The sequence below is a fragment of the Oligoflexus tunisiensis genome, assembly GCF_001748245.1.
Classification (GTDB): domain Bacteria; phylum Bdellovibrionota_B; class Oligoflexia; order Oligoflexales; family Oligoflexaceae; genus Oligoflexus; species Oligoflexus tunisiensis.
In genome coordinates, this window is sequence record NZ_BDFO01000001.1 from 4,508,052 (window position 1) to 4,522,970 (window position 14,919).

10 protein-coding genes are annotated in these 14,919 nt (G+C 55.7%); 5 read left to right on the plus strand and 5 right to left on the minus strand.

Translation table 11 applies throughout. The features are described from left to right. The first annotated feature begins 279 nt into the window (after window positions 1-279). The 4 genes from OLTU_RS18645 (at window position 280) to OLTU_RS18660 (ending at window position 7,576) form a co-directional block, all read left to right on the plus strand. Window positions 280-1,128, plus strand: a complete 849-nt coding sequence (locus OLTU_RS18645; RefSeq protein ID WP_141734274.1) for a lysophospholipid acyltransferase family protein — start codon at window positions 280-282, stop codon at window positions 1,126-1,128. Window positions 1,129-1,183: 55 nt separating this feature from the next. Continuing rightward, a complete protein-coding gene (locus OLTU_RS18650; RefSeq protein ID WP_218110124.1) occupies window positions 1,184-3,277 on the plus strand; it encodes a S9 family peptidase in 2,094 nt (697 codons plus the stop codon). A 181-nt stretch (window positions 3,278-3,458) separates the two neighbouring features. Then, window positions 3,459-5,546, plus strand: coding sequence for an adenylate/guanylate cyclase domain-containing protein (locus OLTU_RS18655; RefSeq protein WP_141734275.1), 2,088 nt, complete (start codon window positions 3,459-3,461; stop codon window positions 5,544-5,546). Further along, complete coding sequence (locus tag OLTU_RS18660) at window positions 5,543-7,576, plus strand: adenylate/guanylate cyclase domain-containing protein (protein ID WP_141734276.1); 2,034 nt, start codon at window positions 5,543-5,545, stop codon at window positions 7,574-7,576. The genes OLTU_RS18655 and OLTU_RS18660 overlap by 4 nt, the downstream gene beginning before the upstream one ends. Window position 7,577: 1 nt before the next feature. Here the strand turns inward: OLTU_RS18660 and OLTU_RS18665 are convergent, their stop codons facing one another. From OLTU_RS18665 to OLTU_RS18680, 4 genes are all read right to left on the minus strand, one after another. Continuing rightward, window positions 7,578-8,201, minus strand: coding sequence for a glutathione S-transferase family protein (locus tag OLTU_RS18665; RefSeq protein ID WP_141734277.1), 624 nt, complete (start codon window positions 8,199-8,201; stop codon window positions 7,578-7,580). Then, the gene (locus OLTU_RS18670; RefSeq protein ID WP_141734278.1) at window positions 8,198-9,079 is read right to left on the minus strand and encodes a DUF6279 family lipoprotein; all 882 of its coding nucleotides are present in this window, start codon (window positions 9,077-9,079) and stop codon (window positions 8,198-8,200) included. The genes OLTU_RS18665 and OLTU_RS18670 overlap by 4 nt, the downstream gene beginning before the upstream one ends. A 93-nt stretch (window positions 9,080-9,172) precedes the next feature. Then, complete coding sequence (locus tag OLTU_RS18675; protein WP_141734279.1) at window positions 9,173-9,508, minus strand: GspE/PulE/PilB domain-containing protein; 336 nt, start codon at window positions 9,506-9,508, stop codon at window positions 9,173-9,175. A gap of 166 nt (window positions 9,509-9,674) precedes the next feature. Then, window positions 9,675-10,694 carry a CPBP family intramembrane glutamic endopeptidase gene (locus tag OLTU_RS18680; protein WP_218110125.1) on the minus strand — a complete coding sequence of 340 codons (1,020 nt, stop codon included), beginning with the start codon at window positions 10,692-10,694 and terminating at the stop codon, window positions 9,675-9,677. Between the two features lie 271 nt (window positions 10,695-10,965). On the opposite strand from OLTU_RS18680, the gene OLTU_RS18685 reads away from it, so the two are divergent. Continuing rightward, window positions 10,966-12,555, plus strand: a complete 1,590-nt coding sequence (locus tag OLTU_RS18685) for a hypothetical protein (protein ID WP_218110126.1) — start codon at window positions 10,966-10,968, stop codon at window positions 12,553-12,555. Here OLTU_RS18685 and OLTU_RS18690 read toward each other — a convergent pair. Continuing rightward, complete coding sequence (locus OLTU_RS18690; protein WP_141734282.1) at window positions 12,552-14,912, minus strand: type 1 glutamine amidotransferase family protein; 2,361 nt, start codon at window positions 14,910-14,912, stop codon at window positions 12,552-12,554. The genes OLTU_RS18685 and OLTU_RS18690 overlap by 4 nt on opposite strands. Window positions 14,913-14,919 lie beyond the last annotated feature (7 nt).

Here is a 14,919-nt window from a genome sequence, read left to right on the forward strand (position 1 = left end):
TTGAACTGTGACCGCGGTGCTCGTCATTCACGAATGCTGGTGACAACAAACGCTGCTCCAGCTTGCGTGAGCCGTTAACAGGAATTCGGAACATTCTCTACATAAGTACCTGATTCGACGCCAATATGCAATGCAAAGGCGTCAGGCGATTTGCGCCGGTCATCCGCCGTGGCCGCATCCCTCTCCCGCCGGGGCTGTCAGTTTTTTTACTGGACAGAAGCCTGCAAAAAGCTTTATGGGTAAAAGATATAACACTCTCATGACCGATAAGGACCTCGCGTGGAACACGTTCTTACCGCGTTGGCTCAAAGCCTGAGCCGGCTGCCGGATCGTATTTTAGTCAGTCTGGCCCAAATCATCACCTTTGTGTCTTTCGATCTGTTGCGGATCCGCCGCTCTCTTATGCTTCGCAATATCGGCATCGCCTTTGGAAACAGCAAGTCGGCCGCTGAGATGGAACACATCGCCCGTCAGTCGGTGCTGAACTTTGTTCTCTCCATCTTCGAAACCATGATCTCGATTCGCAAACCCATAGCCGATCGCATCGAGGTGCGCGGTGGGGAACACCTGCGGGCGGCATTGGCCGAGGGTCGTGGCGTCTATATCCTTTGCTTTCACCTGGGCAACTGGGAGGCGATGGGCGCCAAGGTTACCCGGGCTTTCAAACCGGCCTATGTCGTGGTGAAGAAGGTCGGCGGCCAGGGCACCAACCGCTTTGTCGAACGTCTGCGCTTTAAAAACGGTTTTTATTGGATCCGGCGTGATAAAAAAGGCGACGGCATGCGCGGCATCCGCGAGGTGCTGGACCGCGGGGAAATCGTCGGTTTTGTGATCGACCAGGCCCGTCCCGGTGAACCACGTCTCCCCTTTTTCGGAACACCCGCGAAGACCAATACCAGCTTTGCCGCCATCTGGAGCCGCCGCCCTGCCCCCGTCGTTCCGGGCTATATGCATCGGACAGCCTTTGGCGAGCATCTGATGGAATTCGAACCGGCGCTTGACCTCGTCAGCTCCGAGAACCGCAGCGAGGATATTCTGAAGCATTCCCTGCTGTTCAATCAGGTCGTGGAACACGCGGTGCGCAAATACCCTGAGCACTACTTCTGGCTGCACAACCGCTGGAAATAAAGCCTTTCCTATGCTAGCAGTATCAGCTGGTTTTTGACAGGAAAGGTCAAACGCGATGTTGTTTACTATCACTCTTCTTTTGGCGTCCGTCGGGCTCACATCCACCATAGGTCTGGCCATGCCTCCTCCGAAACCGGCCCGTGTCGAGACAAAACTCGAAAAGCACGGCGACGTCCGGATCGACCCTTACATGTGGCTTCATGATCGGAAAAGCCCCAAGGTGCTGAAGCATCTCAAGGACGAGAACGCCTACACCGGCTTCGTGATGAAGGATACGGTCAAGCTTCAGACCAAACTTTACGAGGAAATCAAAGGCCGGATTGAAAAGAATGACCAGTCCGCGCCCTATTCCTATCAAGGTTATTCCTACTACACACGCACCGAGGGTGACGGGGAATATCCCATCTACTGTCGCCGCAAAGGCAGCATGGAAGGCCCGGAGGAAATTCTGGTCGACGGCAACGTCAGGGCCCGCGGCCACAAGTACTTTGCGATGACCGCGCCTTCGTTGAGCCCCGACGAGCGTTACATGGCATATGCCGTGGATACCCAGGGCCGTCGGCTGTATACGATCGAGGTCTACGATCGCAAGACCGGCAAACGCGTGATGTCCATTGAAAAAACCAAAGGCAATTTCGAATGGGCCGCGGACAATCGGACCCTCGTGTATGCACGGCAGGATCCTGTCACGCTGCGGTCCTATCAGATTCTGCGTCGCACGATCGGCGAGCGGAAAAGCGCGCTGATCCATGAGGAAAAGGACAATACCTTTGAGCTGGCCATCAGCAAGAGCCTGAGCGAGCGTCTGCTTTTCATCAGCGCGACCAGCACCACCACGTCGGAAATTCGTTTCCTGCCGAGCGACAATGTGAAAACTCCGCCAACGCTGATTCAAGCGCGCATCCGTGGGCTGGAATACATGGTGGAGGACGGTGGCGATCGCCTTTTCATTCTCACCAATCACAACGCCAAAAACTTTCAAGTGATGGAAACCACGCTCGACAAGCCAGGCATTCAGCACTGGATCACGCTGGTGCCGCACAATCCGAACATTCTCATCGAGAATGCGGAAGTCTTTGAGAGCCATATCGTGATGCATCTGCGGGAGAATGGTCTGACCCGCCTCCGCGTTATGAGTCGCAAGGATGGATCACTGCGCGACATTCCCTTCCAGGAATCCGCCTATGTGGTGTCGCCTTATGTCAACGCCGAATATGATACCCAGGACTTTCTCTACAGCTATCAATCCCTGACCCGGCCCAACACCGTCTACTCCTGGGATTTCACCACCCACAAGAGCCGTGAGATCAAGCAGACCAAAGTCAACAACTACGACCCCAATCTTTATGCCAGCGAACGGGTCATGGTGAAGGTCCGTGACGGAACCCTGGTTCCGATGTCGCTCGTGTACAAAAAAGGTCTGCAAAAGTCCGGGAAAAACCCGGTTCTGATCTATGGCTACGGCTCCTATGGAATTTCCATGGAACCGACCTTCCGTGCGTCACGGGCCAGCCTTCTGGATCGCGGCTTTGTCTTTGCGATCGCCCACATCCGCGGCGGTTCGGAAATGGGTCGCGCCTGGTATGAAGCGGGCAAGCTTTTGAACAAGATGAACACCTTTCATGACTTTATCGACTGCAGCCAGTGGCTGATCGATCAAGGCTTCACCTCATCCCAGCACCTGTACGCCATGGGCGGCAGCGCCGGTGGCCTCCTGATCGGGGCCGTGATCAACCAGCGCCCTGACCTCTATAAGGGTGTGATCGCCGCTGTTCCCTTTGTTGATGTCGTGAGTTCCATGCTGGATGAAAGCATCCCCTTGACCACGGGCGAATACGATGAGTGGGGTGATCCGCGAAAGAAGGAATACTATGACTACATGAAGTCCTATTCCCCTTACGACAACGTCAAAGACCACAAATATCCGCATATGCTGGTGACCACCGGCCTCCATGATTCCCAGGTCCAATACTGGGAACCGGCGAAATGGGTGGCGAAGCTGAGGGATCACAACAAGGCGCCGACCTCCATACTTCTCCGTACGAATCTCACGGCGGGGCATGGTGGAGCATCGGGACGCTTTGCGGTGATCAAGGAAGTGGCGGAGGAATATGCCTTCCTGCTTAAGCTCGAAGGTATAGGTCAGTAAGCGAGAAGGCGCCAGCTCGAAAGCATAGGTCAGTAGCGCGAGCGGCGCCAGCCCTAAGGTATAGGTCAGCAGCGTGCTGGCGCCTTTTCCTTCAATGTAAGAAATCCCACGCCTTTCCCTTCAATTTTCCCGTTGAAACTGCCGATAAATTTTCCGTATTTTTGCGGAATTTTGAGGCGGTATGAACGGGATCAAAATCCTCTTCGTTTTACTCACAGCGTTCGGCTGCGCCCGGCCTCTCTTTGCCTACGCCTATGATCTGCGTAAACCGGAAACCATAGAGTTCGCTCAATTCGATGCCCCGCATCAGCTCGCCCACTGGCTGCAGAATGAACTGCCAGGTGTGGATCGACATTCGCGTTTTCAGGAATGGATCACAGGATTCGTGGCGCTTTTGCGAACCGATCTGAATGAGGAAACGGCCCCTGATCCCGAGGACGTGACCTTCGCGGAACACGAGGCCCTGAAGCGGGGCTATCATCGGGAATATCTCTTCGTCAAACGCTATCGCCTCATGCAGGGCTTCCAAAAGGATCCGGGCAATATGCAGGCCCGCCGCAAGGCTTACGAGGACCTGATTGCCGAAGCGCGGCGCCTTAAACGAAAAGGTTTCGAACTTCTGATTCTGACCGAGCTGGCCTGGCTGCTCGTGGACACCGGCAATGTCCTCGAAGGTTTTGGTCTGCTCCGGGATATTCCCAAAACGAGGCCGGAGAACCTTAACATCGGATACTATGATTGGCTGGAGATCCTGCACAATTCCGTGGTCACGCTGCAAAACAAGTCGGGTGAAGGCCAGTTGCTGTCCATCTATCGGGATATCCTGAGAGAGCTGGAAAAGACCCGACCCCGTTATTTCCTGGCCGCCACCAAGGCCAACATCTCTCTGCTGGTGACCCGCATGGAGCAGCGACCGATGGATCTGGAGCCTGAAGTCCTCCTCGTCGATGCCATCAGCATGGCCCAGGAAGTGGATGAGGAAGCGACGCTGGCCACCGCTCTCTCGGTGCTCGGGGTTTATTATCAGAAGCAGGGACGCCTTCAGGATTCCCTGATTCAATTCAACAAGGCCCTGGTTCTCTTCAAAAAACTCGATGCCCGGGTGTGGATCGGGGATACCTACAAAAAATCTGCACGTTCGCATGTTCTCCTGCAGCAGCATCAGAGGGCGCTGGAACTGCTCGCCAAGGCCCAGGAGATCTTCAAGCAGGATTACAAGCAGGATCAGCTGGAAATTCTCGATCTGCAGCAGGAGGCGCATGCCGCCCTGCAGCAGCACCGGGAGGCCTGGCTGAAGCTGGAGCAGCATCTGCAGCTTTACAAGGACACGCTGGCCGCCAATGAGAGTTCAGAACTCAGCTCCCGCCTCATCGACAATCAAATCGATCTGGAGCAGGCGCGGAGCCTCGCCCTGGAAACGGAAGCGGAAGCCAGACGTCGCAAGGCCATAGCGGAGGCGGAACTCCAGACCATCACCACCAGCCGGCAGCGTTCCCTGGATCAGCTGATTATCGGCGTCCTTGGCCTTCTGGCGCTTATCATCGTGCTCGCGCTCGCCGGTCGCATGCTGCACCATAAGACCCACGACGTGCATGTCCACATTCGGGAAAACCTGCTGCAACGCTTTGTTCCACCGGCCCTGGCGCATGCCATCGCTGCCGGTGAAAAGCCTATCGAACAGGATCCGCAGTGGCATGACATCACGGTGGTCTTCGCCCGCATTCCTCATTTTGAAGAGCTGGTGCAAAACCTGGGTCCTCAGCGGCTGGCCGAGGTGCTGAGCGCCTTTCTGGAAGGGATGAGCGAGGTGATTTTCGCCCACGGCGGCACCATTGATAAATTTAATCGCGGCACGCTCATGATCCTCTTTGGAGCTCCGCTGCCCATGGATGATGAATCCCAGGTCAGGGCCGCGACACGCTGTGCGGAAGCGATGCTTCTGCGCCTGGACGAGCTGCAGCACTCCTGGTCGCTGCCAGCTGGCGTGGACCTGCAGCTCGCGATCGGCATTCACCATGGACCGGCGTTGGTTGGTTTCTTTGGAGGCGTGGAGCGCACCGACTATACCGCAATTGGGGCGACCGTGAACATGGCCTCAAGGATTGAAGGTCTGGCGGCTCCGGGTGATATCGTTGTGAGTGAAATTATCGCATTGATCCTGAAGGATGAAGAATATCGTCTGATGGGTCACTTCCTTCTCAAAGGGATCGAACTGCATCAGTCCCTTTATATCTGGATCCGGCATGGGGAACAGGAGGCGGTGTCATGAGGCATATCCTGATCCTGCTCCTCTTTTGGACCACACCGCTCCTCGCGGGCCCCTGTTTGAAATCCTCCCTGACGTTGATGCAGCTCCTTCAACTGGCCGCCGATGATCCGGTCACCCTCATCGAACAAAGTCAGCGGGATCTTCTCCAGCTGCGGGATCGCCGGCAGCCCGCGGCCGCCTGGTGTGCCCTGGCTCTGGGTTTGGCGCACATGAATCTGCACGATATCAGCGTCATGGAAAGTCCCGCCGCCTTCGAACTCGGGGCACGTGTGGCCCATGATCAAAAACTTGGCGACGTGGCCCTGGTATTGGATGCCATGGCTCTGGCCTGGCGTTTCATGCAGGATGAAAAGCCGGATCGTCTTCTGATCCAGCAGCTTCTGCAGAAGGTCGCGGATTATTCCACCGAGGCCCAGGTGCTCAGCCAGGTGCTTCTCTACAATGATCTGGATCCTCATGATCGCGCGGTCCATGAGTTGAAACTGCAAAGGATGGCGGAGGATCTGCGTCTGCCGCTCCTTCTGCGCGTCTTCATTCACGAGGACCTATCCTACGCCATCGATCATCGCAAGTTTCCCGAACGCGCCATCCCTTCGATTCAGCTCGTGTGGGACGGACTGCAGGCCCTGCCGCTGCGCTTCATGAAAGCGAATACGGCCTATAACCTGGGCATCGTCCATATCTATCGCAAGAGCCCGGAGGGGGATCGCGCGGCACATGAGCTGCTGAAGCAATCCTGGGAACTTTCCAAAAGTCTGCCGCACAGCAGCCTGCACGGATCGGTTCTGATCGCTCAGGCCACCCTCCTGCATCGCAGGGGGCAAACGGCAGCGGCCCTGCGCACCCTGAAAGCCGCTCTCGCTTATTTCAAACCGGATGTGGATCGCGAATGGCTCGGCGAAGCGCATGGCAAAGCGGCCACCATTTATGTGGAAACGGGACAATGGAACAAGGCGCTCGATGCCATCGCCCAGGTTCGCCGTATCCTGCCGGAATCCATGGTCCATGATCACCTCGTTATCCGTGAACTGGAGGCCCGGGCGCTCTTTGGTTTGCGCGATTATCCCAGGGCTTATGAAGCGCTGCTGGACGCCACCCAACGCCTGCGCACCTGGCAGGAAAAAATAGCCCGGGACGCTTATGAATCGGAAGCCGCACGTCTTGGGTTGCAGGCGGAAGAGGAAAAGACCCGCGCGCTGACCGCACAAAAGGAAATCGCGACCGGAAATTTGCGTCTGGAAGCGATGAAGACCCGTTCCCTGCGTTTGCAGCTCGGCCAACGTCTCGGCCTGGCCGCTCTGCTCCTTCTTCTCACGGGCCTCAGCCTTGGGATCAGTGTGAAGGTCATCCGCAATCTGATCGAACTCCGTCGCATGAATCATTACCTCGCGACTCATGTTTTGCAGCGTTTTCTGCCGCCTCAGGTGATTCGTGATGTGCTCGAGGGTCGCATGCAACTCCACGATCAGCCGGAGCAGCGTCTCGTGACCGCACTCTTCGTCGATATCGTCAGTTTCACAGCGGCCACGGAAACGCTGGGCACCACCGAAATCTCCCGCATCCTGAATCGCTTCATGATCGCCACCACAAGGGAAACCTTTGCCTGCAACGGCCTGATCGAACGCTATGTCGGGGACGCGGTGATGATCGTCTTCGGAGACACGGGCAGTACGCAGGCGAGCGACCAGGCCCGACAGGCCTTCGCATGTGCCGAGGGCATTTTGAAGCAGCTTGAGGCCATCAATCGTGAGCTGTCTCCCGACCTTCCCTGGCGTCTGGAGGTCCGCATGGGCATTCATCAGGGACTCGCTGTGGTCGGCAATATCGGGCATGCCGCGCGCATGGAGTACATGGCTCTCGGCGAGGCGGTGGATGTCGCGCATAAACTGCAGGAAGAGGCGGAACCTGGGGAAATACTGATCAGCCGCCCCATGACCTGGCACCTCAGCCGCGATCGTTATATGCCCCGCGCCAGCCATCGGGTGACGCCAGCTGCGGTCGAGATTTTCATCCTCAAAAAAGGCGCCTGATTCAGGTTTTTTTGAGATATTTTTCCTTGAAGCTTTGAAAGCCTGGCCTGTGACTCAGGCGCTCCCGATAATCGAGAAGTCCCCGATCCAGTCCTGGTGCACTCAGGAATTTGGCCCAGCTGATCAGCGAGACCATGAAGATATCCACCACCTGAAACTCTTCCCCCAATACGAAAGGTCGCATGTTCATATGCGCCGCAAGGATTTTGCAGGACGCCGCGAACGTCTCCATGGCCTGAGGGATGATGGCCGGCACCCGCGCGGCTTCGGGCAGGAGCACGGTGTTCTTCATCACGAGCCAAAGCGGGGCTTCCAATTCCGTCAGGGCAAACGACAGCCATTGATCATGCGTGCCGCGGGCCCGGCTGCCACAGGCCGGGATCAGGCGCTTGTCGGGATATTGATCCGCAAGCCAGGTGCAGATCGCGGATGTTTCCGCGAGACTATAGTTGTCCACTGTGATGCAGGGCACCTTGCCAAAGGGATTGATGCGCCAGTAATCAGGATGATAGTGCTCGCCCTTGCGTGGATCGACAGGTTCCAATTCCGCGGGCACCTGCAGTTCCTCAAGCAGCCAGAGAACCCGCATGGCCCGGGTCATCGGCGTTCCATAGACTTTAATCAATGATGACTCCTCTGGGTGACCTGCAGACTTTCCAAATCGACAATCAGGTCCTTGATCACTTTATTCAGATGCTGCCATTGGTCCTGATCGAGGCTTGCAAAGAGCGCGATCAGGAAACTCTGCGCACGTTCCTGGGATTCCTTCCGAAAGCGCAGATACTCGGGATCACGGAAACTTCCCTCGGGCTCCGCGGAATTTCGCAGCGCCGTGACCAGCTGATCACGGTCGTGTTTCCGGAGCAGATCCATCCAAAACTCACGGGAACGCCGGCGCTGCTTGAGCTTTTCCGTCAGCGTCGCGCGATTCCAGCCCAGCTTTTCCACCAGCAGGACCTTTTGGTCCTTGCGCAGTTTGCCAAACCAGAACTTGTATTTGGAAGCCGCATCATCCACGTGATCAGCAAATTCCTCGGGAAATTCCTTATCGTTGTGTTCAAGGAGTTTGACCAGATGGCGGTCGGATTTATTGAGCTTCTTTTCCAGATGTTCAATCTGTCCGGCATCCAGCTGCTTCAGGAGCAGCGCCAGCGGTGGCGTCACACGTTCGGTGATTTCCGCGCGCCAGACATTGACCCGCGCGACCCAGCTTTCATAGGTTTTGGCATCGATACGCCCGGCTTCGACCGCCTTCTGCACATCGCGCAAAAGCTCCGTGATGGCCGGCAGACGCTCCGCCTTCAGCCAGTTCACTGTATCATGCACGGGAATTTTGATGCTTTTTTCCTGCGCGTCGGTCAGATCCAGATAGCTATCCATCTGGTAGACGACAAGCCAGTCGAGGTTGTTGAAGATCATGCGCTTGTAGGCGCAGCCGCTCAATATCAAAATGGGCAGGATAAATCCGGCCAGAATTTTTCGAGGAAAGCGCCAAGGATTCACGAAAATACTCCCTTGCCTAGAGTGTGTTCCGGGCCCATTATAGGCCAAAGTCCCTGGCGCTGCGACCGAATTTCCTCAATAAATGTTGCGATTTTAGCGTTGATAAAAGCCAAAGGCACGATGAATGGCGGCCTCCAGATACTTTTCCGGACAGATCACCCAATGAATGCGCTTATCAAAAAAGCGCGCGAGCTGCTCCGTCAAAACTTCAATTGAAGTCTGAGCGTGGGTTGCAATCGTGACACTGGCGGAGTCCTCGCAGATGGGCAGGCATTGCCACTGCAGACAACGGGCGTGGCTCAACCGAATCAAAAGCTTGGGGTCCAAAAATTCCTCAGGCAGCTGCGCATAGAACGGCAGCTGGGATGAACTGTTGGGAACATTTTGTGCTGTCCGATCCCGATGCGACGGGCGTTTGCGATCCTGCATGGTTAAGACCCTTCCCCAATCCCCCGGCTGGTGCCGCCTGATTTGAACCACCTGTCAAGTGGCGATCGGACGAATGCGGATCTTTCTCAAGTTTCCGCGTTTTCCCGGTTGAAATCGAGCACCTGAACCCCTGCATTTTAAAGAGGCAGGGACGATTCCGCGCGCTTTACCAAAGGAAAGAGACACCTGGCAGCCAGATCACCGGTGGGGCCCGTCCACGCTTGTCATCCTTCAGGCGGACGAGGTAACTGCTCGACAGCGCGATCACGTCCCACCAGGTGTGAATGAAGATGCTTTCGCTCAGAGTCCAGTTGCGTTTCTGCTGCAGCCATCCCAGGTAAAAGCCAATTCCGGCCTGGGCCACAGGCCGCTCGACCGTGCCGCGATGGGCCAGAGCGAAGAGAGTCGCCTGCAGGGTATTGGCCCACAAGGTCGAATGGGTCTGGTCATAAAAGAGCGGCTGCAGATAGCCACGAAAGAGCGCCTCCTCCGCGACACCAGCGTTGTAGGAGATCGCAGCTGTATGGAAAGCATCGGCGGAGCTGAAGGGATCGCGTTGATAATCCTCGGACAGAAAGTTGGGACCCATGGCACCCAGTCCTGCGGCCACCAGAAGCGGAATCCAGGTCGTTTTCCGCTGCAAATGTGAGAATTCAAAAGGCGCGACCAGAAGATCCATGGGGGTTTCCTCGTGTTCGAGGAAGGCAAAACGTCCGGAGGCGCGATGCGTTTCCACCCCGGAACGAAACGAATGCCAGGCGCTCAGGGCCCCGATCGATAGGGTATATTGAAGGGCAAGCGTGGCCTGACGTGGCAGCTCCTCATGTTGGGCGAAATCACTCTTTTGGGATTCGGTCCAGAGATCCCACTGCATATCTTCATGCATATCCTTCAATTTGCGCGCACGATTTGTATACCAGATCAAGGATCCCGCCCACACGGAGGAATAGACCAGACCCGATCGCGTGTGCCCCTGTGCGTACTGATCAAGGCCAGGCAGGAACAGGGATAGAATGGGGCGCCAGTAGAGATTCTGCGGCTCCTTGGGCGCATCGGCCGGAGCAAACCAGCTGGCGTCAAGCGGTTCCCTGGGCGCATCGGCCGGAGCAAACCAGCTGGCGTCAAGCGGTTCCCTGGGCGCATCGGCCGGAGCAAACCAGCTGGCGTCAGCCCGGATCCTGGGCATCCAAAGAAACAGCAAAAAAAAGATCCAGACGATTCGCATTCGCAAGCCCCGAATTCTTACCGGAAATCCCAACGGCTTTTCATCTTCTCCAAAGTCCAAGGGAAAGGCAAGTCGCGAAACCTTCGTCCAAAGGGAGTAACAGAAGCAATTTCACGTTGTTCTTTTCCAGACTTAAGGGCCTTACGGAAAAGTAAAGGCAAGCGGCCTTGAGAGATCCCGAAGGGTTTCTCATTAGGAGAATGTTCCAGGAGAACCAACAATGAAAAATTCAATGTTCGGAAAAGTCGCAACGGGTCTGCTCGGGGTCACCGTTACCCTGTCAGCCTGTGGAAAAAGTGATTCGTCCTCTGATGACGCAGCCACGACCACAACAACAACGGACACCACGACCGAAGTCGCCGCGGGCACTCTGGCCCTCGTGCCTTCCATCGTGCTGGCATCGCCCACGGGTGCCACCACCACGACCGCACTGAGACTGGCTGATGAGGAACCTGACCTGGATGTGGAAGATCCCAAGGCTGCTGTTGCAGCTTTGGATGAGGCCTTTGCCAGTGCCACGGATATCAAAGGCTGTCTCGTAGGTTTGGGTCGTAAGGCTCCCCAGGCCCGTAACACCAATTGTTATGGCCCATCCGTGGTTTATCGCAACCATCCCGACTCGACGAGCGGTGACCCAAGTCCGGCTCAAATGCCTTCGGGTGACCTTGGTATCTTCGATGCATCGGAAACCAGCGGTGAAGCCTGCGTGGCTGCCAAGATGAATGAGATGACCGGATCCATCCGCGCCACGGTAAAAGAATCCATCGAAACCGGAAAACGTGCCCTTTGCTTCGCTGCTGTCCTCGGTAAGGAACTGCCAACTGCGGAAGGTGAGGAGCTGGATCTGACAGAAGATGTGAATACAGCTCTGACGGAAATCGCTGCTGATCTCGACAAGAAGGGCACGCTGACCTTCGAAACCATCAAGATTACTCTGTTGGAAGCGGCCGAAACCGGCAACGTCTTTCAAACGGATGTGCAGGCTGATATCCCCAAAGGATCGATCTGGACTCGCGTGGTAACCAAAAAATACAGCGACACCCACACCAAGGGTTATGTCTGGGGCGTCCTCGAGCGATCAGAGTCAGGGGCCACGCTGCAAGGCGCACCTTCTCAGAACGATCCTCATGTGTTCTCGGTGATCTATGAGAAGGACGGCGACGTCATGAAGTTTGAAGGCACCAAGTCCGTGGCTCAAAGCACCACAGACAAGAGCGCCATCGAAGCCGATCCAACCGCACTCTTTGAATCGGATAAACGCGTTCGCGTCGCCTCCACCGGCAACCCTGGTTATTCCCATGTGATGGCCAGTATGGATTCCGCCACAGGTGCAGGTGAAATGATCTTCATGTGGACGGCTGGTGGTGCGATGGAAGAGCAACGGACTCTGCACGCCAAAGTCACTGTCAGTGGCGAGACCCGCAGCGGCTGGGGCTACTTTGGTTTCGGTCCCAAGCTCGGTGATTTCCGCACCCTCGTGAAAGCAGGAACTGTTACTGATACCCAGCAGTCGATTGAAAAAATGATCTGCAACTGGGCAGGTCCGAACCACAGCCACACCGGGATCACCTACGCACAAAAGCAGGTGATCACCTTTACCACAGACAAGTTCACAGCCACTACCAACCATGTGGGTTTCGCCGGCCGTAACAACTGCGGGCAGGGCGTGACCAGCAGTACGTTTGAAGTGGCCAAAGGCAACCCCGGTGATACCGTGACCTATGCTGCCTGGCCTACGTTCTCGCTGATCGACATCTCCACCGGTGAAGACAAAACCAATTTGCAGTCGGTGAAAAGCCTGCTGCTTGACTCGTCTCTCTAAGACCCTTGGCCCAGTCGTCCGACTGGGCCATTTTTCACTTCCCTAAAACGCAGAATACGAACGTCACCTGATGGAACAGCCAGGGTGATCTGTCCTGCAGAATCGATCGCCACCTCCCGATCTTCCATTTCCTCCCGAACTGAGGACCAGCGGCCAGGGCCCGACGGATCCAGAATCGAGACGTTTTGAATCTGCGTGGGATCAATGACAGCTGCAGTCAGCGGGGCTTTGGTAACGCCGTTATTATTGATCAGGGTCACGATCCAACCATCGGAGGTTCGATTGAACAGCTGCTGAATATCCTCATCCACCCTAAAGGGCTGTAACTCCTGCTGAATCCGACTCAACAACACGTTCCAAAGATTGCGATTCCTGAGGAACTGAGGCATCGTTGTGATCACACGCCCTGCTCCAAACACATGAAGCGTGGCGAGCTGCCCCAGGGATTCGCCTGCAGAGTTTTTACCCGTAATCAACGGCACCAGGCCTTCGGCTTCAACCTGGATCAGATCCATCGTTTCCTGAATGGCAACGGGCTTCAAGCTTCCGGCCACCTCCGCGTGATTAACCTCCACAGGGTGGGAGCTCTGAATATTCACATCAGAAAAGAGGCCGGACAGATGAGGCTGAACATAAGCACTGTTAAGAACCAGTGTCCCTCCCTCGAAAACATACTTTTTCAATCTTTCAGCCCGCTCGGCATCCATTTCCAAATCACCGGCCAGGACTACGACCGGGTAATGCTTCAACACATCGGCGGTCACATCCTCAGTCAGGACATCAAAGAGTTCACCAAACGGCGTCTGAGTCATGAAGTATTTTGATTCATCCCATGCCGATTCCGCAAAGCTCTGCGGCCAGACCGTATTAAAAAGCTCGCGGATCATGTGATCGCCCGGACCGGGTTCAAACCCTGTCGGTATTTTTTTCCCCGTCGCATCGGTTCCCATACCGTGAAAAATTTTCTGCAGATCCATACCGAGCCCGTGATACTCACTGATAACGATCGCCACGGGTGTATAGGGAATGCCCCGATCCGGAAAGCGATGCGTGTAATCGTAAAGAAATTGACCAACCTTCCCCAACGGCGAAAGAAAGAGATTTCCTTGAGCATCCAGGGTTTCACCGTGAAACCAATTGATACTTGCGGCTTCCATCGTCGCAACGTTGGCACCAGCCATGTAGGTGAGAAAATAACTCCGTTTGGCCAGTTCCACGGAGTGTCCATGAGTCGGGCCGGAATAAGGCTCGCCTGTGGTCTCATGGATCCAGATGGGTTGGGTCGAGTAGTCCAGAATGCTCGGCCCATACCATGGCGAAAATTGAAGGCCCCATGGCTTTCCATACTGCCGCGCAGCTCCACGTGTGAAGGCCACGCGGGCATTGGTGCTGCGAATATTTTCACCGATTTCACTCTGGATCAGATCCAGCCGATCCTTGCCCCATCGGGCGGCATAGTGCGAGTAAAAATAGTGACCCGTTAAACTGTGGAGGATCGCATGAGAGTCCTGAGCTTCGTCCAGCATCTTCAGAAAATGATCCTGGATCAGCTGCCAGGCATCTTTCCGATCGGTCGGCAGACGTGGATAGCCTCCCTGCCGACCATGATGATAGTTGTAATCCCACTCAAAGGTCTGAGGAATCCAGGCCAAAGCATCGAATGAATCCGCGAGTCCCCCATAGTGAGCTGCAGACTGTTTGATCAGGGGCTCGGTGTAAACCGAATCACCATAAAGTGGGAGTTCGATATTCCACTCTTTTCCTGTCAAACGGGGAATCCGATAGCCCAACACACTATTGTTCAGGATTGGATAGGAGTGCTCGGGGGGAGGCAGCTCCCTATCCTGATCGCGAAATATCACAGCCCGGTCGGCGGTGATCCACGTATCCAAAGACTGGGGCTCACCCGTACCGGTCGCTTGCACAGTCAATGTATGTGAGCCCATGGTGAGTTTCGGGCTGAGATAAACAAGAGTGTTATCCAGACGTTCCCCACCATGGAAGTTGATCCGCGTAGGCGATCCATCATCGAGAGTGACAAGGGCGTGGCCATGATGTGGAGCGATGGCCCCATAGAGCGCAATCTGATCACCTTCAAATCGAATGGTATAGAGATCACCCGACCGTCGGGCCCAGCGATTATCCTTTTTATAGGCATTGGCCTCAGGACCAGCCTGCCATGCGCCTTCATAGTGAAACGCATCATCGTTCAGGATCAAAGCGCTGCGTCGGGTTTGGGCCCGTTCCCCATCGCTCTGCCGCCTATCCATTTCCGATGGCGATGTCCTGCGGGAAACATGAGGTTTTTGGCAGGAAAAGACCAGCGATACAAAAAACACAGCCACGATGATCCGCATGATAACC

Bases quoted from the DNA above. Each gene is read 5' to 3' on its own strand.
- OLTU_RS18685 (WP_218110126.1), top strand. From the start codon at position 10,966: ATGTTCGGAAAAGTCGCAACGGGTCTGCTCGGGGTCACCGTTACCCTG.
- OLTU_RS18690 (WP_141734282.1), bottom strand. From the start codon at position 14,912: ATGCGGATCATCGTGGCTGTGTTTTTTGTATCGCTGGTCTTTTCCTGC.
- OLTU_RS18655 (WP_141734275.1), top strand. From the start codon at position 3,459: ATGAACGGGATCAAAATCCTCTTCGTTTTACTCACAGCGTTCGGCTGC.
- OLTU_RS18660 (WP_141734276.1), top strand. From the start codon at position 5,543: ATGAGGCATATCCTGATCCTGCTCCTCTTTTGGACCACACCGCTCCTC.
- OLTU_RS18675 (WP_141734279.1), bottom strand. From the start codon at position 9,508: ATGCAGGATCGCAAACGCCCGTCGCATCGGGATCGGACAGCACAAAAT.
- OLTU_RS18680 (WP_218110125.1), bottom strand. From the start codon at position 10,694: ATGCCCAGGATCCGGGCTGACGCCAGCTGGTTTGCTCCGGCCGATGCG.
- OLTU_RS18650 (WP_218110124.1), top strand. From the start codon at position 1,184: ATGTTGTTTACTATCACTCTTCTTTTGGCGTCCGTCGGGCTCACATCC.